Source organism: Streptomyces collinus Tu 365, from assembly GCF_000444875.1.
Classification (GTDB): domain Bacteria; phylum Actinomycetota; class Actinomycetes; order Streptomycetales; family Streptomycetaceae; genus Streptomyces; species Streptomyces collinus_A.
Window position 1 is genome coordinate 7514237 of the sequence record NC_021985.1, and the last position, 18244, is coordinate 7532480.

15 protein-coding genes and 1 pseudogene are annotated in these 18244 nt (G+C 74.5%); 6 read left to right on the forward strand and 10 right to left on the reverse strand.

Annotated features, from left to right (window positions below):
• The first annotated feature begins 164 nt into the window (after positions 1 to 164).
• Both B446_RS32615 and B446_RS32620 read left to right on the forward strand, forming a co-directional pair.
• Positions 165 to 1394 carry a cytochrome P450 gene (locus B446_RS32615; protein ID WP_020943716.1) on the forward strand — a complete coding sequence of 410 codons (1230 nt, stop codon included), beginning with the start codon at positions 165 to 167 and terminating at the stop codon, positions 1392 to 1394.
• A gap of 18 nt (positions 1395 to 1412) precedes the next feature.
• A complete protein-coding gene (locus B446_RS32620; protein WP_388071338.1) occupies positions 1413 to 1616 on the forward strand; it encodes a ferredoxin in 204 nt (67 codons plus the stop codon).
• 78 nt (positions 1617 to 1694) lie between these two features.
• Here the strand turns inward: B446_RS32620 and B446_RS37565 are convergent.
• Positions 1695 to 1832: pseudogene (locus B446_RS37565) on the reverse strand (DUF1348 family protein); the annotation flags it as partial.
• A gap of 37 nt (positions 1833 to 1869) precedes the next feature.
• On the opposite strand from B446_RS37565, the gene B446_RS32625 reads away from it, so the two are divergent.
• Positions 1870 to 2403 carry a flavoprotein gene (locus B446_RS32625; RefSeq protein WP_020943718.1) on the forward strand — a complete coding sequence of 178 codons (534 nt, stop codon included), beginning with the start codon at positions 1870 to 1872 and terminating at the stop codon, positions 2401 to 2403.
• Positions 2404 to 2407: 4 nt separating this feature from the next.
• On the opposite strand, the gene B446_RS32630 is transcribed toward B446_RS32625, so the two are convergent.
• Positions 2408 to 3211 (reverse strand): endo alpha-1,4 polygalactosaminidase, encoded by an 804-nt coding sequence (locus tag B446_RS32630; RefSeq protein ID WP_043479564.1) that lies wholly within the window; start codon positions 3209 to 3211, stop codon positions 2408 to 2410.
• 236 nt (positions 3212 to 3447) lie between these two features.
• Between B446_RS32630 and B446_RS32635 the strand changes: the two genes are divergently transcribed.
• The gene (locus B446_RS32635; protein ID WP_020943720.1) at positions 3448 to 4416 is read left to right on the forward strand and encodes an aldo/keto reductase; all 969 of its coding nucleotides are present in this window, start codon (positions 3448 to 3450) and stop codon (positions 4414 to 4416) included.
• Between the two features lie 361 nt (positions 4417 to 4777).
• Positions 4778 to 6811, forward strand: coding sequence for a ricin-type beta-trefoil lectin domain protein (locus B446_RS32640; RefSeq protein WP_020943721.1), 2034 nt, complete (start codon positions 4778 to 4780; stop codon positions 6809 to 6811).
• 18 nt (positions 6812 to 6829) lie between these two features.
• Here the strand turns inward: B446_RS32640 and B446_RS32645 are convergent, their stop codons facing one another.
• The 5 genes from B446_RS32645 to B446_RS32665 all read right to left on the reverse strand — a co-directional run bounded on the left by B446_RS32645 (position 6830) and on the right by B446_RS32665 (position 12364).
• On the reverse strand, positions 6830 to 7321 hold the full coding sequence (locus B446_RS32645; RefSeq protein ID WP_020943722.1) for a universal stress protein: 492 nt from the start codon (positions 7319 to 7321) through the stop codon (positions 6830 to 6832).
• A gap of 31 nt (positions 7322 to 7352) precedes the next feature.
• The gene (locus tag B446_RS32650) at positions 7353 to 8642 is read right to left on the reverse strand and encodes an SLC13 family permease (RefSeq protein WP_020943723.1); all 1290 of its coding nucleotides are present in this window, start codon (positions 8640 to 8642) and stop codon (positions 7353 to 7355) included.
• Positions 8643 to 8665: 23 nt separating this feature from the next.
• Positions 8666 to 9907, reverse strand: coding sequence for a lipoprotein (locus B446_RS32655; RefSeq protein ID WP_043479569.1), 1242 nt, complete (start codon positions 9905 to 9907; stop codon positions 8666 to 8668).
• 189 nt (positions 9908 to 10096) lie between these two features.
• Positions 10097 to 10807, reverse strand: a complete 711-nt coding sequence (locus B446_RS32660; RefSeq protein WP_020943725.1) for a DUF4232 domain-containing protein — start codon at positions 10805 to 10807, stop codon at positions 10097 to 10099.
• 168 nt (positions 10808 to 10975) lie between these two features.
• Positions 10976 to 12364, reverse strand: coding sequence for a serine/threonine-protein kinase (locus B446_RS32665; protein WP_020943726.1), 1389 nt, complete (start codon positions 12362 to 12364; stop codon positions 10976 to 10978).
• Positions 12365 to 12423: 59 nt separating this feature from the next.
• Between B446_RS32665 and B446_RS32670 the strand changes: the two genes are divergently transcribed.
• Positions 12424 to 12960, forward strand: a complete 537-nt coding sequence (locus tag B446_RS32670) for an RNA polymerase sigma factor (protein ID WP_234967599.1) — start codon at positions 12424 to 12426, stop codon at positions 12958 to 12960.
• Here B446_RS32670 and B446_RS32675 read toward each other — a convergent pair.
• The 3 genes from B446_RS32675 to B446_RS32685 all read right to left on the reverse strand — a co-directional run bounded on the left by B446_RS32675 (position 12954) and on the right by B446_RS32685 (position 18046).
• Positions 12954 to 15335 carry a SpoIIE family protein phosphatase gene (locus tag B446_RS32675; protein ID WP_020943728.1) on the reverse strand — a complete coding sequence of 794 codons (2382 nt, stop codon included), beginning with the start codon at positions 15333 to 15335 and terminating at the stop codon, positions 12954 to 12956. The genes B446_RS32670 and B446_RS32675 overlap by 7 nt on opposite strands.
• Positions 15336 to 15658: 323 nt before the next feature.
• Entirely contained in the window at positions 15659 to 17302 is a 1644-nt protein-coding gene (locus B446_RS32680) for a multicopper oxidase family protein (RefSeq protein ID WP_020943729.1), read from the reverse strand.
• 171 nt (positions 17303 to 17473) lie between these two features.
• Entirely contained in the window at positions 17474 to 18046 is a 573-nt protein-coding gene (locus B446_RS32685) for a methylated-DNA--[protein]-cysteine S-methyltransferase (protein ID WP_020943730.1), read from the reverse strand.
• Positions 18047 to 18244 lie beyond the last annotated feature (198 nt).

Below are 18244 nucleotides of genomic sequence, written 5' to 3' on the forward strand. Positions count from 1 at the left end.
CTCGGCGGCAAGCGAATTTCGGCGCGTTCCCGCCCCCGCCGACCACCCCGTCCGGCCAGATCACGCCGATCACCGATGTGGCCGAACTTGCCGTCGTGCCATAGGTGCCTCGGGCATCTAATGAAGATCGGCACGACGCACCTCTTCGTCTGCGAGGTCTTTCGATGACGGAACTGACGGACATCACCGGCCAGGCGACCCCGGCCGAACCCGTCGCCTTTCCCCAGGACCGCACCTGCCCCTACCACCCGCCCACGGCGTACGACCCGCTGCGCGACGGACGGGCCCTCGCCCGCGCCACCCTCTTCGACGGCCGCCAGGTCTGGATGGTGACCGGCCACGCCACCGCACGCGCGCTGCTCGCCGACCCCCGTCTGTCCACCGACCGCACCCGCCCCGGCTTCCCCGCCCCCACCGAGCGCTTCGCCGCCGTCCGGGACCGCCGGGTCGCCCTGCTCGGCCTCGACGACCCCGAGCACCGCACCCAGCGGCGGATGATGGTGCCGTCGTTCACCCTGAAACGCGCGACCGAACTGCGGCCGGCCATCCAGCGGATCGTCGACGACCTGCTCGACGCGATGATCGAACAGGGCCCGCCGGCCGAACTCGTCTCGGCCTTCGCCCTGCCGGTGCCGTCCACGGTCATCTGCGACCTGCTCGGGGTGCCGTACGCCGACCACGAGTTCTTCGAGGAGCGGTCCCGCAGGCTGCTGCGCGGCCCCACGGCCGACGACATCCAGCGGGCACGCGCAGAGCTCGAGGGCTACCTCGGCGACCTGATCGACCGCAAGGCCCGGCAGCGCGAACCCGGTGACGGCGTGCTGGACGACCTCGTCCACCAGCGGCTGCGCACGGGCGAGCTGGACCGGACGGATCTCGTCTCCCTGGCCGTCATCCTGCTGGTCGCCGGACACGAGACGACCGCCAACATGATCTCCCTGGGCACCTACACGCTGCTGCGCCACCCCGACCGCCTCGCCGAGCTGCGCGCGGACCCGGCGCTGCTGCCCGCCGCCGTCGAGGAACTCATGCGGATGCTGTCCATCGCGGACGGCCTGCTGCGCGTGGCCCTGGAGGACATCGAGGTCGCGGGCACCACCATCCGCGCCGGGGAGGGCGTGCTCTTCTCCACCTCGGTCATCAACCGCGACACGTCCCAGTACGAGGACCCCGACACGCTGGACTTCCACCGCTCCACCCGCCACCACGTGGCCTTCGGCTTCGGCATCCACCAGTGCCTCGGCCAGAACCTGGCGCGCGCGGAACTGGAGATCGCCCTCGGCACCCTCCTGCGGCGGCTGCCCGGCCTGCGGCTGGCCGCACCCGCCGACGAGATCCCCTTCAAACCCGGCGACACGATCCAGGGGATGCTGGAACTCCCCGTGACCTGGTAAGAGGCTCAGGCCATGCACATCGACATCGACATCGACAAGGACGTCTGCATCGGGGCGGGCCAGTGCGCCCTGGCGGCGCCGCGCGTGTTCACGCAGGACGACGACGGCTACAGCATGCTCGTGCCCGGCCACGAGGACGGCTCGGGCGACCCGATGGTCCGCGAGGCGGCCCGCGCCTGCCCCGTCGGGGCGATCACCGTCTCGGAGACGGCGTCCGGCTGACCCCGGCCCGGGGAGGCCACCGGGGCGCGGCGGCGCACGGCACGGATCCCGTGCGCCGCGGCCCCCCTTGCGCGGCGCGTAGTCCGGTTCGCGGCCCCACGTGGCGGTGAGGGACTCGACGAGCCGGGCGCGGCCGGTGACGAAGGTGTCGCGATTGCGCCGTACGGACTCCTCCGTGTGGGCGAGCGACACCTTGTTCCCGCGGCGACGAACCATGGGAGGGCGGTCCTTCCCGCTTCAGTAGGGTGCCCGGATGAACGCACCGGCCGAGAAGCCCTTCCTGTACGTCGTCGTCTGCGCGGCCGGCATCGCCGCCGGGGTGGGGGAGCTGATCGCCGCCGCCCAGGAACGCAACTGGGAGGTCGGGGTGATCGCCACCCCGGTCGCCATGGGCGGCTTCTTCGACAGCGCGGCCGTGGAGGCCCGGACGGGACGCCCGGTGCGGTCCGCGTGGCGCTCGCCGTCCGACCCCCGGCCGTTCCCGGCGCCGGACGCCGTCGTGGTGGCGCCCGCCACCTTCAACACCGTGAACAAGTGGGCGGCGGGACTCGCCGACACGCTGGCCGTCGGCACGCTGTGCGAGGCCGCCGGTCTCGGCGTGCCGATCGCCGTCCTGCCCTGCGTGGCCGACGCGCTGGCCGCCCACCCCGCCTACCGGGACAGCCTGGCCCGCCTGCGCGGGATGGGAGTCCGGTTCGGCGAGCCGTACTCCGGGATGCCCGACGAGCGGGGGGTGCGGGCCGCGTTCCCCTGGGCCGGCGCGCTGGACCTGCTCCAGACCCGCTGAGCGCTCAGCCGGAGCGCCGGACGTAGCCGGGGCTGCCGGGCGTGGAGACCTCCACGTCCCGGCGGACGACGCTCAGCCGGTCGCCCCAGCGGGCCAGCGCCTTGCGCAGCCCGCCGTCGGTGTACTCGATGTCCACCACCCGGTCGTCGAACGCCTTCGCGTACACCTCGCACTCGTCGTACTGCCCGCACTCCTCCGCCACGGCGAAGTCCAGCCCGACGTCCCGCCGCCGCCCCGCGAGTTCGGAGGTGTTCTTCTGCCCGACGGCCAGGTGCCGGGCGTGCGCGTGCCGGACGAGCAGGCGCATGAACGCGGTCGCGTCGGCGGCCGTGAGCAGATGGCGGGAGCGGGTGTAGCTGTCGTAGTTGTCCGGCTCGACGGCGTCGTAGCCCTTCTCCGCGCAGCCGTCGATCCACCTGCCGACCCGTTCGGCCACCCGCTCGCGCCGCTCGGGGGTGCGCAGGTCGAGCAGGGGCTCGTCCCAGTCCTCGTCGACGACCTCCTTGCCGTGCGCGTCGCGCAGCAGCAGGTCGGCGGGCCAGGCGGAGCGCTCCTGCGGCTGGGCCTGGAAGGCGTTGACGTAGCAGATGTTGTACAGGCCGGGCGCCGGGGCGGCGGCGCGGTCACGACTGACGATGCGGACCCCGGCGGGCGGGGGGTAGGCGCCGCCGATCTGGTAGTCGAAGCCGGCGTGGCGCGGCGGCAGCCGTACGGCGGTGGCCCTCGCGGGCTCCTTCGCGGACGTCCCGCCGGAGCCGCCCGCCCGGCAGCCGGCCAGCGCGGTCACGGTGAGCGCCAGCGCGAGCAGCCCGGCGCCGGCCCTCCCGGCACGGGCACCCCCTGCCCGGGCACCTTCGACCTGCGCGCCCCCGGGTGCGCGGCTTCCCTGCCTGGCCACGTCCGCTCCGCTCCGTCCTGCCCCCGCCGGGCGGCGCGGCACGTCCCACGATCCAATCGGCCGCGCCCGGTCACGGTCAAATCGGCGCGGGGGCGCTCACGTACGCTCCTGAGTGACCATCGCCCCTGAAGGCAGGAGCAGCAACGATGCAGTACGTGAAGCTCGGTTCGACCGGTCTGGACGTCTCGCGGATCTGTCTGGGCTGCATGACCTACGGACTGCCCGACCGCGGCACGCACGCGTGGACGCTCGACGAGGAGGCGTCTCGTCCGCTCGTCCGGCAGGCGCTGGAGGCGGGCATCAACTTCTTCGACACGGCCAATGTGTACTCCGACGGCACCAGCGAGGAGATCGTCGGCAAGGCGTTGCGCGACTTCGCGAACCGCGACGAGATCGTGCTGGCCACCAAGGTGCACGGCCGGATGCGCCCGGGTCCCAACGGCGGCGGCCTGTCCCGCAAGGCGATCATGACCGAGATCGACCACAGCCTGCGCCGCCTCGGCACCGACTACGTCGACCTCTACCAGATCCACCGCTACGACCACGCGACCCCCGTCGAGGAGACGATGGAGGCGCTGCACGACCTGGTCCGGGCGGGCAAGGTGCGTTACATCGGGGCGAGTTCGATGTACGCGTGGGAGTTCTCCAAGGCGCAGTACACCGCCGACCTGAACGGCTGGACGCGGTTCGTGTCCATGCAGAACCACTACAACCTGCTCTACCGCGAGGAGGAGCGGGAGATGCTGCCGCTCTGCGCGGACCAGGGCGTCGGCACCCTGCCGTGGAGCCCGCTGGCCCGGGGCCGGCTCACCCGTGAGTGGGGCACGGTGACCGAGCGCAGCGCGGGCGACGCCTTCGGCGGCCGCCTCTACCTGGACAGCGACCGCTCGATCGTCGAGGCCGTCACCCGGATCGCCGCGGACCGCGGTGTCCCGCGCGCCCAGGTGGCCCTGGCGTGGCTGCTGCACCAGGACACGGTGGCCGCGCCGATCGTCGGCGCGGCCCGGCCGGGGCACATCGAGGACGCGGTCGCCGCCGTGGACCTGGAACTGAGCGACAAGGAGCGCGAGGAGCTGGAGCAGCACTACACCCCGCGTGCGGTCAGCGGCCACTGACGGCCCGGCGGTTCCGTGCGGTGCGACGCCGCGCCGCACGGACCGGCGCCCACGGTTTGAAATCCACGGCCTTTTCCGGGCCAAAGCCTTTCATTGACAGAATGTCAAACGGCCGGTTCCGTGAAGTCAAAGTCCCAGGGCGAGAGATCTCTTGTTCCGTGGCGCCGTGCTGTGCAAAAGTGTGCGCTGTCGGCGTGCAGACAATTACATTTTCCGCTGCATGCACCAGGCCGCTCCCGTACGCCCCTCACGCTTCAAAAGAGCTGCCCAGGCGGACGTCCGGGATGCCGGGGACATCCACGCCCCCTTGGCCGGGCTTGGTCTGGACTTATTTCCGTGTCGCGCCCGGAGGAATGCAGCCGTGAATGACGCAGGCCCGTCGGAGTCCGCCCCAGGCGCCCGCTGGTTCGACGCCTCGGACGAGGAACTGAGCGCCGAGTTGAAGCAGTGGACCGGCACGGCACCCGCGCTCTCCCCGGTCGGTGAACTCCTGGACCGGCACTGGGAGGCCGCCTTCGCCTACGCCCGGCTGTGCACCGACGGAACCCGCGCGGCCGGCATGCTCACCACCGCCGCCTTCACCCGCCTGTTCGGCGAGTCCCTGCGGCAGGCGGGCCCGTCCGCCGCCTGGCGGCCCCACCTGCTGGTCACCGTGCGCCGGATCGCCGCCGAGTGGGAAGGCGACGGCCGCCAGGAACTGCTCCACCCCGCCCTGCGGGCCGCGCCCGGCAGCGCGGAACGCGCGTCCGCCCGGATGCTCCCGCCGCCCGGACGGCGGCTGCTGTCCCGCGCCTTCCAGCGGCTGCCCCAGGCCGCCCGCGCCGTGCTGTGGCACACCGAGGTGGAGACCGAGCCCCTCGCCGTCCCGGCCGCGCTGCTGGGCCTGGACGAGGAGGAGACCCGGATCGAACTGCGCCGCGCCCACGAGCGGCTGCGCGAGGAGTGCCTCCAGGCCCACCGCGAACTCGCCCCCGAGGCCGAGTGCCAGAAGTACCTGCGCATGCTGGACGTCACCTACCGGCGCGGCGGCGTCGCCGTCGACCCGGACCTGCAAGGGCACCTGGCCGGCTGCCGGCACTGCCGGCAGACCGCCGACCAGCTCGACCGCTTCAACACCGGACTCGGGCTCGCGCTCGCCGAGGCCGTCCTCGGCTGGGGCGCCCGCGCCTACCTGGAATCCCGGGCGGCCCGCACCGGGCAGGAGCCCGCCCCCGAGCCGCCGCCCGCACCGGCCCCGGCCGCCCCAGCGGGCGGCGAACCCTTCACCCCGGCAGCTCCCTCCACCGGCTTCACCCCGGGCGTCCCCTCCAGCGCCGCCCCCTCCACCGGTTTCACCTCCGGTACCGCCTTCTCCGGAGCCGCCGCCCGCACCGGCGACCCGTTCGCCGGCACCGCTCCCGCCGGTCCGCAGCCCCCGGCCGGCGGCACGGCGCCGGGCACCGGAGCCGCGGGCGCGGATACGGCACCCCGACGCAGGAAGAGCCGGGCCGCGGGCGCCTACGGGACCACCGGGGCCACCGGCCCCGGTGCCGCCGGCGGCCGGCTGGCGCACCGGGTCGCCCGCCGCGCCCGCCGCCGCAACCTCGCCCTGGCCGTCGTCACGGTCAGCGGCCTGGTCGTCCTCCCGCTGGTGCTGTGGTCCGTGCTCGGCTCGGGCGGCGGCGCCGCCCCCGCCCACGGCGCCACCCCCTCCGGAACACCCGGCAAGGACTCGGCCACCCCCGGTCCGTCCTGGGCCGGGGCGAGCGGGAGCGCCAAGGGCGCGCTGAGCGGCCGGCTGCGCAACGTCACCTCCGGCCTGTGCGTGGACGTCGTCGGCGGCAAGGCCGTCGAAGGCGCCGAGACCGAACTGGCCACCTGCTCCTCGACGGCGAGCCAGCAGTGGACGTACGAGACCGACGGACTGCTGCGCAGCACCTCGGCCCCCGGCCTGTGCCTCGACTCCCACCTCGGCTACTCGGTGCGGCTCGCCCCCTGCACGGCCACCGGCGGGGCCGCCCGGGACATCCGCTACGACTTCACCCGCCGGGGCGCCCTGGTCCCGCGGTCCGACCAGGACCTCGTGCTGACGCCCGCCGCGACCGACGGCTCCGGCGCCCTCGTCCTCAAGAACCGCGCCTCGGCCACCGCCCAGCGCTGGACCGTCGACGCCGCCAAGGCCGACCTCCGGATGGAGATCGTCGACTGGGACACCGGCGACGTCCCGCTGCCGCCCCCGTCCCCCTCGACGGCCAAGGCCACGCCCCAGGTCCCGAAGACCCCCGCCCCGACGCCCGGCCGGACCAGCGCGACGCCGTCGGCCACCGTCACGCCCGACTTCTGCACGGTCCATCCGTTCCTCTGCCACGAAGGCGGCGGCAACGGCGGCTACGGCGGCGGACGCCACCACCGCTGAGCGGTGCCGCCCTCGGACTCAGGGGTGGTGCGGCGGCGGGGGCGGGATCGTCCCCAGGCCGGGGGCCGGCTCCGGCCACACCAGCAGCACCGGGCAGGGCGCGTGGTCGACGGCGAACCGGGCGGCCGGGCCCAGGCTGCGCGGCCCCAGCCGGGAGCGGTCGCCGTCCCGGGCCAGCACCAGCAGATCGGCGCCCTCGGCGGCCGCCACCACCTCGCGCTCGACCCGGCCCGCCCGCTCCTCGCGGACGCACGGACCGCCCAGCCGCTGCGCCGCCGCGTCCAGCAGGCCGGCCGCCGAAGCGCCGCAGAGCGCCTCCAGGCGGCCGCCCGGGTCGCGCTCCGGATGGCCGCGGCCGAGCAGCCCGGCGAACGCGCCGTGCGCCACCCCGGGCACGTCAGGACCGGTCACGTGCAGCAGCACCACCTCCGCGTCCCGCGGGGCGTGCGCGCGCACGGCGTCCACGCAGGCGGGCCAGGTGCCCTCGACGAGCCAGGCGATCACGCGCATCCGGTCGGTCTCCCTCGGTGTGTGAGAACCCTCAGAGAATCCGCAGCGACCCCCACAGTGCCACCACGGACAGGGCCAGTGCCGACGGCACGGCGAGCAGACCGAGCCGGGTGAACTCGCCGAGGTCCACGTCGTGCTCGTGCTGGTGCACGATCCGCCGCCACAGCAGCGTGGCGAGCGACCCCGCGTAGGTGAGGTTCGGACCGATGTTCACCCCGAGCAGCACCGCGAGCACCGCGCCGGGTCCGGTGGGGGCGGCGAGCGGCAGCAGCACCAGGACCGCGGGCAGGTTGTTGATGAGGTTCGCCAGCACGGCGGCCAGCGCGGCGGTCCCGAGCAGCGCCGCGAGGCCGGTGCCGCCGGGCAGGACGTGCCCGAGCGCGTCGGCGAGCCCGTTGTCGACCACCGCGCGCACCACGATGCCCAGGGCCAGGACGAACGCCAGGAAGGAGGGCGCCGCGGCCCGCAGCACATCCACGGGGGCCGCCCGCCGCCGCACCAGCGCCCGCCCGGCGAGCACCAGCGCCCCGGCCGCCGCCACCCACGCCGGCTCCACCCCGAACGCCGAGGCCACCACGAACCCGGCCAGCGTGCAGCCCACGGTCACCAGTGCGAACAGCGGCAGCGGCGGTGCCTCGCCGGACCCGTCGTCCCCGGGTGCGGCCGCGGTCAGGTCCCGGGCGAAGAACCTCCGGAACACCAGGTACTCGGCGCCGATCGCCACCAGCCACGGCAGGCCCATCAGCGCCGCGAACCGGGTGAAGGTCAGCCCGCTCGCCGCGAACGCGAGGAGGTTGGTCAGATTGGACACGGGCAGCAGCAGCGACGCCGTGTTCGACAGGTGCGTGCAGGCGTAGACGTGCGGCTTCGGCCGTACGCCGGTGCGCGCGGCCGTCGCGAAGACGACCGGGGTCAGCAGCACCACCGTGGCGTCCAGGCTGAGCACCGCCGTGATCACCGAGGCCAGCGCGAACACCGCCGTCAGCAGCCGTACCGGCCGGCCCCCCGACCAGCGCGCGGTCCATGCCCCGCACGCCTGGAACAGCCCCTCCACGTCGCAGAAGTGGGCGAGCACCAGCACCGCCGCCAGGAACCCGACCACCGGCCCGAGCCGTACGGCCTCGGCCTGGGCGTGGGCCGGTGAGATCGCCCCGGTGGCGACGGCGACCCCGGCGGCCGGGACGGCCAGCACCGCCTCCGGCCAGCCGAAGGGCCGTACGACGGCCCAGGCGAGCACGGCGGCGAGCAGTACCGCGGAAAGGGCCTCGGCGAGGGCGGTGTTCAGGGCGGGTCCTCCGGTTCGATCATGTGACCCGTCCATGAAAACAGACGCCGGCGGACGGGCTACGACGTGCGTGTACCCGCCACGCCCAGGAACTCGTCCCAGCCACCCGCCGGGGCCTGGCCCGGCGTGAGCGTGCGCAGCTTGCGCAGCACCCCCGCGTCCTGCGCCTCCAGCCAGGCCACCAGCTGCTTGAACGATACGAACCTGACGTCGTCGTACGCGGCCATCCGGCCGATCGCCTCCTCGACGGCGTCCATGTAGATGCCGCCGTTCCAGCGTTCGAAGTGGTTGCCGACGAAGAAGGGGGCGCGGTTGCCCTCGTACGCGCGCCGGAACCCCGCCAGATAGGTGTCCCGGGCCTGGGCGCGCCAGACGTCGTACCGGGTGCGGTCGCCCAGCGGGTTGCCGCCGGACTGGTTGAACATCATGTTGTAGTCCATCGACAGCACCTGGAAGGAGTGACCGGCGAACGGTATGGACTGCAGCGGGAAGTCCCAGAGCCGGCCGCCCTGCACCTTGCCCGGCCAGATCTGCAGGCCGCCGGGTGAGCTGGCGTCGTACTTCCAGCCGAGGGCGGCCGCCGTGGGCAGCAGGGCCGCCTGGCCCTCCAGGCAGGGGGTGCGGCCGCCGGTCAGCTCCTTGCGGTAGTCGAAGGGCAGCGGTTCGAGGTCGGTGAAGCCGGTGTTGGTCCTCCACCCGGTGACGAAACCGATCGCCTGCTCGATCTCGCTGCGCCACTCCGCGGGCGACCACCGGCGCACGCCGTTGGGGCCGCAGAAGTGCCCGTTGAAGTGGGTGCCGATCTCGTGGCCCTCCAGCCACGCGGCCCGCACCTGCTGGAGCGTCGCGTGGATGTGCCGGTCGGCGAGGTAGCCGATCGCGGAGGCGCCGACCGCGTGCCGCGGCGGCCGGTAGAGGTTCTTGCGGGACTCGGGAAGGGTGTAGATGCCGCTGAGGAAGAACGTCATCCTCGATCCGTGCTCGGCGGCGACCCGGCGGAACCTGGAGAACAGCTTGTTGCTCAGCTCGCCGGCGCCGTCCCAGGAGAAGACGACGAACTGCGGCGGCTTCTGACCGGGCTTCAGCCGTACCGGCACCGGCTGGTGCGGCTGCTTGCCGGTGTCGGCGGTCGAGCCGTCCCCGAGGGGTTTGGCCGGCCGTGCCTGCCCGGTGCCCCCGGCGTACTTCGGGTCCTTGTCGCCGGCGGAGAGGCCGAGGCCGGAGGAGCAGGCGGACAGGGCCCCGAGGGAGCCCGCAGCCGCCCCCGCCGTCAGCACGCGCCTGCGTGAGATGCCGCTCATGTTCATCCCCGATTTCCTGGTCGAGGCCCCGGCGGGGCCTGATCACCGTGTGGTCGGGGGGTCCGATGCGCGGGTGCGGGGGAAAGATCGCGGCGTCCGCGACGTGTTGCCGTCCCGTGACATTTGTGATGCGTTCATGACGAACCCCGCGGTCCGGGAGCGGACCGCGGGGTGTGCCGGGGCGTCCGGTCAGGCGCCGGTGCCGGGGGAGAAGACGGACAGGAAGGCCGACGAGGAGTTCCCGGAGACGGGGACCGGGCCGGCCGTCCACGCCACCTTGAGCTGGTCCCGCTCGTCCGGCGGGGTGACCAGCAGCGCGGCCGGGGTGGCCGTGTCCGCTCCGCTCACCTCCGGGTTGGAGAAGGTCAGGCCCGCCCACGCGCTCTGCCCGGGCTTCAGCGTGACCGTGACCGGCGAGCCCGAGGAACGCCTGGGGTCCGGGCCGACCTGGCCGCCGGAGGCGTTCACGAACGCGGCGCCCGGATAGCCGTGCAGCGTGCAGGTGCGGGCCGACTTGTTGGTCAGCACCACGGGGAAGTTCTCCTGGCCGGCGCCCGGGTCGTTGCGTCCCACCGAGGCGCGCAGCTCGGAGGTGTGGCAGCGGCCGCCGGCCGGGGTCCTCGACCCGGTGCCGGTCCCGGTGCCGGTCCCGGCCTTCGAGGAGGTGGCCGCCGCCGGGGCCGAGGCCGACGTCGAGCCGCCGGTGGTGGCCGCCCCGGCGGACGGGGAGGAGGGGGCCGGGTCCTCGGCGGCGGTCTCGGTCGCCGGACCGGCCGTGCCCGACACCTTCTGCGGGCCGCTGCCGGCGCCGTCGTTGCCGCACGCGGTCAGCAGGCCCAGTACGGCCACCCCGCCCGCGAGCAGGGCCGCGCGCCGCGATGACCGGGATGAGTACGCCATGTCGCTCAACACTCCTGGATGCTCGGGGCGCGCGGTGGAACCGCGCGCCTGCGGCGCCGGGTGCGCCGTCACCGGACTACGATGCGCGGGCCACCGGAAGAGTTCGGGTTCCTCAGGGTTCTTTTCCCCACCTTGACCACCGGCCGACGCCTTTCGCAGGGGGGAGTGTCAGGTCACCCGCAGGGAGCGCAGCACGCTGTCGGTCGCTTCCGCGTCACCCCGCTGGCGTACCTGCACGTACACCTCCGGACGGGCGGAGCCGTCCGCCGGGCCGAGCGCGGACTCGGTCACCGAACCGCCGTCCGGGCAGTCGTTCCAGGTACGCACCCGGCCGTGCCAGGCGCCCGCGGAGAAGGCGCGGGCGCCGGCGTAGTGGCAGCCGGAGTGCGCGAGGGCGTCCACCCGGGCGGTGACGTCACCGTGCCCGGCGACCCCGACGAACACCCCGTCGACCGCCGCACCCAGGTCGGACCAGTCCGCCACGCGGTCGGCGACCACCAGACCCGGCTCGTGCCCGGTGGCCAGCCCGAGCGTGTGCGGGTCCCAGCCCGAGTCGCGCAGCTCGCGGGCCCAGCCCGCCGGTACCCGGACCGCGACCCGGCCGGTGGCGTCGCGCACCGTGACCGCCCCGGCGGAACCCGTGGGCCGGTTCAGCACCACCGTCACCGTCACGGCGGCGACCGCGGCGGCGAGCACCCCGGCCACGACCAGCGTCGCGGTGCCGATCCGGCCCCGTACGGCGTCGAGCCGACTGCCGGGCCGGGGGCCGGAGGCCGCCGCCAGCCGGTCCAGCTCGTCCGCGAAGGACTGCGCCGTGGGCCAGCGCCGCTCCCGGTCCGGCTCCAGGGCGCGCAGCAGCGCCCGCTCGGCGTCCTCGCCCAGGTCGGGGCGGAGCCGGCCGGGCGGCACCACCTTGCCGGGCGGTCCCGGCACGGTCCCGGTGACCAGCTCGTAGCCGACCGCGCCCAGGCTGTAGACGTCGGCGCGGGCGTCGATGCCCTCGCCGGGCTCGGCCTGCTCCGGCGGCTGGTAGCCCGCCGAGCCGGCCGCGAGCGTGAGCACCGAGGCCTGCGCGAGGCTCTTGGCCAGCCCCAGGTCGGCCAGCAGCAGCAGCTCGCCGTCCGGCGCGGTGTGCAGCAGCACGTTGGTCGGCTTGATGTCGCGGTGCACGATGCCCGCCTCGTGCAGCGCGGCGGCGCCGCGCGCGGCCTCGGCGGTCAGCGCCAGCGCCCGCGGCACCGGCAGCGGACCCGCCGCGAGCAGGTCGGCGAGGGTGCCGGCGTCGGCGTACTGCATCACGAAGTAGGGTCTGCCGTCCGGCAGTTCACCGATGTCGTAGACCTGCACCACCCGGCTGGAGCCGGCCCGGCGCAGCAGCCTCGCCTCGGACAGGAAGCGCTCCCGGACGTCGAGCCGGTGGGCCCAGTTCTCGGCGAGGACCTTCACCGCCACCGGCGCGTCCAGCTCGTCGTCGTGGGCCAGCCACACCGTGGCGAAGGCGCCGGAGCCCAGGCGCCGTTCGAGACGGTAGCGGCCGATCCGCTCCAGGGAGTGCATACGACTATCATGCCTGCCCTGAGATCGACTTCGAGGGGGACCCCGACGTGCAGGACCCGGTGACCGCCGAAGAGCTCGCCCGGCGCGCCGCCGCGGGCGACGGGGCCGCTCTCGACCGGCTGCTGGCGGAGCTGCGGCCCGAGGTCGTGCGCCGCTGCGGGCGCTTCCTGCCCTGCCGGGAGGACGCCGAGGAGGCCGCCCAGGACGTGCTGCTCCAGGTGGCCCGGCACATCTCCGGCTTCGAGGGCCGCAGCCGCTTCAGTACCTGGCTGTACACCGTCGTCGCCAACTGCTGCCGCCAGAAGTACCGCGAGCTGAAGCGGCGGGCCGCCGAACAGCCCCTCGCCGTCGCACCCACGGAGGCCGTCGACCCGCGCACCACCAGCGTCATCGCCGGCTCCCGGGTCGACCTGCTGGAGGCCCTCGACCGGCTGGAGCGCGAGCACCCGCACCTCGTCGCGCCCCTGGTCTACCGGGACATCTGCCAGCTGGAGTACGCCGACGTCGCCGAGCGGATCGGCATCCCGCTCGGCACCCTCAAGTCCCGGCTGCACGAGGCGCGCAAACAGGTGCGGCCCTGGCTGCGGGGCTACTGATCCGCCTCCAGCGCGTCCAGCTCCGCCCAGATCGTCTTGCCCTCGGCGGTGTGCCTGCTGCCCCACCGCTGGGTGAGCTGGGCGACCAGCAGCAGACCCCGGCCGCCCTCGTCGAAGGTCTTGGCCCGCCTGAGGTGCGGGGCGGTGTGGCTGGTGTCGGACACCTCGACGATCAGCGTGGCCGCGTCGTGGATCAGCCGCAGCCGGATCGGGCGGGCGCCGTACCGGATGGCGTTGGTGACCAGCTCGCTGACCACCAGCTCCGCCGTGAACGCGATCCCGGTCAGCGACCAGCGCTCCAGCTGGTCCACCACCTGCTTGCGGACCGGCGCGACCAGCGCGGGGTCGGCGGGGATGTCCCAGGTCGCCACCTGGGAGGCGGGCAGTCCCCGGGTGCGGGCCAGCAGCAGGGCCACGTCGTCGGGCGCGCCGCCCAGCGGCAGCAGCGCGTGCAGGATGCGGTCGCAGGTCTCGTCCAGTGAGTCCGCGTACGCCCCGAGGGCCCGGACCAGCGGCTCCGGACCGGTGTCGCCGGCGCGCTCCCGGGACAGCACCAGACCATCCGTGTACAGGGCGAGGACGGTGCCCTCGGCCAGTTCCACCTCGGCCGACTCGAAGGGCAGGCCGCCCAGGCCCAGCGGGGGACCGGCGGGCAGGTCGAGCGGGCGGGGCACGCCGCCCGGCTCCAGCACCACGGGCGGCGGCAGCCCGGCCCGGGCCAGCGTGCAGCGCCGGGACACCGGGTCGTAGACGGCGTACAGGCAGGTGGCGCCCACCTCGCCGGGGCTGCCGTCGCCCCCGGACTCCTCCGACAGCCGCACCACCAGGTCGTCTAGGTGGGTGAGCAGCTCGTCCGGTGCCAGGTCGATGTCGGCGAGGGTGCGGACGGCGGTGCGCAGCCGGCCCATGGTGGCCGACGCCTGGATGCCGTGCCCGACGACGTCCCCCACGACCATCGCCACCCGCATCCCGGACAGCGGGATCACGTCGAACCAGTCGCCGCCCACGCCCGCGCGCGCCGCCGGGAGGTAGCGGGAGGACGCCTCCAGTGCGGCCGTGCGGGGGAGGGTGCGGGGCAGCAGGCTGCGCTGCAGCGCCAGCGCGGTCTCGCGCTCGCGGGAGTAGCGGCGGGCGTTGTCGATGCAGACGGCGGCCCGGGCGGTGATCTCCTCGGCCAGCAGCATGTCGTCGTCGGTGAACGCATCGGGCCTGCGATGCCGGGCCAGCACGGCGACCCCGAGGGTCAGCCCGCGGGCCTGGATGGGCACCGACATCGAGGAGTGGATGCCGTAGTCCCGCACCCGGTCGCCGCGCGCGGGGTTGAAGGCCAGCCACTGGTCCAGCTCGCCCCCGGTGAGCGGGACCCGGACGGTGCGGCCCGCGGTCAGCGCGTGGGCCTGCGGGGAGAAGGACGGGTGCACCTCGACCAGCCCGGGCTTGGCCACCGCCTCGGGGACGCCGCTGAGCACCGACTGGTGCGCGAACCGGCGCAGGTTCACCGGGGCCGTGATGCGGGCCGGGGGCTCACCGCCGTACTCCTCGGGGTCCAGCAGGTCGATGGTGACGAAGTCGGCGAGCGCGGGCACGCACACGTCCGCGAGCTCCTGTGCCGTACGGGTGACGTCGAGGGTGGTGCCGATGCGCACGCTCGCCTCGTTGACGAGCTGCAGCCGCTGCCGGGCCCGGTGGTTGTCGGTGACGTCGTGGAGCGCCATGGACACCCCGCGCACCACGCCCGCGGCGTCGGTCACCGGCGCCATGCGCGCCAGCCAGGCGTGCGCCCGGTCCTCGCCGCCGGCGCGCATGAACGCCTCGACGTCCACCGGCCGGCCGGTGGTGAGCACCCGGAGCAGGCCCTGCTCCAGCTCCTCGCTCTGCGGCTTCCCGCCGATCTCCGAGACCCGCAGGCCGCGCAGGCGCTCCACGGGCAGCCCGACGACCTCGGCCATGGCGTCGTTCATCAGCCGCAGCCGCAGCGCCTCGTCGAACACGGACAGGGCGCACGGGGACTGGATCAGGCCCGCGCGGCCGAGCGGGTCGTCCGGGGTGCCGGGGTCCCGTCCGCCGAGCGGGCTGACCACCAGCCAGTCGTCGCCGTGCCCGTCGCCCGGCGGCCGGTGGTGGGCGAGCAGCCAGACGGAGACCGTACGGCCGTCACGGTGGCGCAGTCCGACCGTGCCGGCCCAGCGGGTGCCGCCGGGTGCGGCCGGTGCTCCGGCCCCGGCCAGCAGGCGGGCGGCGGGGCGGCCCAGGACGGCGTCGGCGGGGTGGCCGAGCAGCCGCTGCGCGCCCTCGTTCCACTCCACCAGCGTCCCGTCGGCGCCGATGACGGCCCGGGCCGTCGCCGCATCGTCGAAGGGATAGACCCGGCTCATCGTCGCCGCTCCCAAGCGCACACTCACAGTGAACAGGTGGCATCACCAGGGTTCCAGCGTAGTGCGTCGCGCGGGTTCGCGGACCGCGTCCCCGGGTGAACCCGCGGGGCCGCCCCGGTCCGTCAAGGAGGAGTTCCGGCCGATGTGGCGGACATCGCTGGTCAGCGGCTCCGGTCCCGGCGGGCGTCGTGTGGCGGGACGTCAGAATCTCGTCCCGGGCGATCCCTTGCGGGTGTCCTGCGCCCCCGCGGGTGCAGCGGATCGGGTGTCCGCCGTCCGCCCGGTTGACGGATGCCGGTGGTCCGGGACCGGGCGGGGTGAGGTCAGGACTTCCGGTAGCCGAGGACGGTCATCATGCCGCTCTCCGAGTGGTACTGGTTGTGGCAGTGGAGCATCCACAGGCCGGGGTTGTCGGCGTCGAACTCCACCACCAGCTTGCGGTGGGGCAGGACGATGGCCGTGTCCTTGCGCGCGCCGACGGCGTCCAGGCCGGTCATGGCGAACGTGTGGCCGTGCAGGTGCAGGGGGTGCCACATGTCGGTGGCGTTGATGAGGGTGAGCCGCACCCGCTCGCCCGCGCGGACGGGGTGGCGCATGCGCGGCGAGTAGGGCTGGTGGTCGAAGGCCCAGTCGTACTTCCCCATGGTGCCCGTGCTCTTGATGCGCATCTCGCGGTCGGGCTCGCGGTCCGCCAGGACCACCGACTCGTGCGGTTCGAGCCGGCGGGCCGGGACGATCTCCCCGTCGAGCTCGTCCGGGCGGATGTCGGCCGGGGGCACCGTCTTCCCCTTGTCCGTGCGCAGGACGGCGAGCGCCTGGCCGCGCTTGCCCTCGGCGAGCGCGACGAGCGGGAAGACGCCGTCCTTGGCGGTCACCAGGACGTCGTAGCGCTCGGCCATGCCGATGAGCAGGGCGTCGGTCTCCTTGTGCCGCACCGGGTAGCCGTCGGTGTGCGTGACGGTCATGCGGTGGCCGTCCAGCGCCACCCGGAAGGCGGTCTCCGAACCGGCGTTGATGATGCGCAGCCGGATGCGGTCGCCGGGGCGGCAGCGGAACGTCGAGGGGTTCGCGGGCACCCGGCCGTTGGCGAGGTAGAGCGGGTAGTCGACGCTGCCGGCCTCCCCGCGCAGCAGCCGGCTGCGCGAGGAGTGCAGCACCCGGTTCGGGCCGGAGGACCGGTGCGCGGCCGGCGGGTGCGACGCCGCGGAGTGCGCGGACGGGTGCGCCGATCCGTGCGGCGCCGGGGTGCCCTCGGACCCCATGGCCATGCCCGCCTGCATGCCCTTCGGCAGGAGCTGCGCGAGCACCTGGTCGGGGGTCGAGCCGTCCACGCCGTCGACCCAGTCGTCGAGCAGGACGATCCACTCCTTGTCGTACGACAGGGGCTCCCTGGGGTCGTCGACGATCAGCGGGGCGTACAGACCGCGGTCGGGCTGCAGCCCGACATGGGAGTGCAGGAAGTACGTGCCCGGGTGGGTGACGGTGAACCGGTACGTGAAGTCCGCGCCCGGGGCGATGGCCCGCTGGGTCAGGTCCGGCACGCCGTCCATGTCGCAGCGCATCCGGACGCCGTGCGAGTGCAGCGTGGTGGTGGCCGGCAGCCGGTTGGCGAGGGTGAGGCTGAGGACGTCACCGGCCGTCACGCGCACCAGTGGCCCGGGCACGGTGTCGTGGTAGGCCCAGCTGTGCACGTGCCGGCCGCCCAGGTCCAGCGTGGTCTCGGCGGCGGTCAACCTGAGCATGCGCACCGGCCCGGAGCCGCGCTTGCGCTCGGCGGCATGCACCTCCGGACCCGACGGGTCGACATATCCCTTGGGCCCTGAGGGCACGAAGTCCCCCTCGACGGCCGCCGAGCCCTCGGGGCCGGAGCGGGTGCGGGGGCCGGAGTCGGTGCAGGCAGCCAGGAATCCCGCGCCCGCGGCAGCGAGCGGGGCACGGAGCAGGGTACGCCGCGAAGGTGTGTGCATGAATGAAATAAGACACGTTTTGCGCTGATATGTGAGGGACCTGCGGCGGCGCGTCTGATGGTGTCGGTGTCGGGGGAGGCGCGTCCCGTACGGCGTCGGGCGGCGTCGTGGAAGACCAGCCCGTGCCCCTGTTCCAGGGCGGTCGCGGTGAACTCCATGAGCGTGCCTCCCTCATACCAGGGCGGGCGGCAGCGCGCCCTCGTGCGTGAGCAGCCACGCCTTGCGCTCCACGCCGCCCGCGTACCCGCGCAGCGAGCCGTCCGCGCCGATCACCCGGTGGCAGGGGCGCACCAGCAGCAGCGGGTTGGCGCCGAGGGCCCGGCCCACCGCGCGGGTCTCCGCCCGGGACAGGCCGAGGCGCGCGGCCAGTTCGCCGTAGCTGGTCGTGGTGCCGTACGGGACCTCGTCCAGCGCCTGCCACACGCGGAGCTGGAAGGGGGTGCCGGCGGGGGCGAGCGGCAGGGAGAAGCGGGTCAGCCGGCCCGCGAAATAGGCGTCCAGCTCACGGCGCGCCTGCGCGAACGCCTCCTCGGCGCGGTCCGGCTCCGGGACGGCGGGCGCGGCGGGCCGCCCCGGCAGGGACAGCGAGGTGAGGGCGCATCCGCCGCCGGTCCGCACGCCGGTCAGCAGCAGGTCGCCGAACGGGCTCGGGCAGGTGCCGCGGACCGCGCGGGCGGCGGGGGCGTGGGGGAGGGCGGGGGCGGTTTCGGAGGCGGGGTCGCTTCCGGTGGCGTGCGTGGTCATCGTCGCTCCTGGTGCTTCTGTCCCGGTCGCTCCGGGACGCCACGGGCCGCGTCGTGCGTCCCACGGGGGTTGCGACGTCGAGTCTGGCGCGCGGGCGGCCGGGGCACCGGCGGGAACCGGACAGGGCCCTCGTCCGGCGCACCCGGCCGCAGCCCCCTCGCGGGTACCGGGTGAAAGGGGGGCTGAACAGGTGATATT

Excerpts from the sequence above, each read along its gene's own strand:
- B446_RS32615 (WP_020943716.1), top strand. The coding sequence starts at position 165 with ATGACGGAACTGACGGACATCACCGGCCAGGCGACCCCGGCCGAACCC.
- B446_RS32625 (WP_020943718.1), top strand. The coding sequence starts at position 1,870 with ATGAACGCACCGGCCGAGAAGCCCTTCCTGTACGTCGTCGTCTGCGCG.
- B446_RS32635 (WP_020943720.1), top strand. The coding sequence starts at position 3,448 with ATGCAGTACGTGAAGCTCGGTTCGACCGGTCTGGACGTCTCGCGGATC.
- B446_RS32645 (WP_020943722.1), bottom strand. The coding sequence starts at position 7,321 with ATGCGCGTGATCGCCTGGCTCGTCGAGGGCACCTGGCCCGCCTGCGTG.
- B446_RS32650 (WP_020943723.1), bottom strand. The coding sequence starts at position 8,642 with ATGGACGGGTCACATGATCGAACCGGAGGACCCGCCCTGAACACCGCC.
- B446_RS32655 (WP_043479569.1), bottom strand. The coding sequence starts at position 9,907 with ATGAGCGGCATCTCACGCAGGCGCGTGCTGACGGCGGGGGCGGCTGCG.
- B446_RS32660 (WP_020943725.1), bottom strand. The coding sequence starts at position 10,807 with ATGGCGTACTCATCCCGGTCATCGCGGCGCGCGGCCCTGCTCGCGGGC.
- B446_RS32665 (WP_020943726.1), bottom strand. The coding sequence starts at position 12,364 with ATGCACTCCCTGGAGCGGATCGGCCGCTACCGTCTCGAACGGCGCCTG.
- B446_RS32675 (WP_020943728.1), bottom strand. The coding sequence starts at position 15,335 with ATGAGCCGGGTCTATCCCTTCGACGATGCGGCGACGGCCCGGGCCGTC.
- B446_RS32680 (WP_020943729.1), bottom strand. The coding sequence starts at position 17,302 with ATGCACACACCTTCGCGGCGTACCCTGCTCCGTGCCCCGCTCGCTGCC.
- B446_RS32685 (WP_020943730.1), bottom strand. The coding sequence starts at position 18,046 with ATGACCACGCACGCCACCGGAAGCGACCCCGCCTCCGAAACCGCCCCC.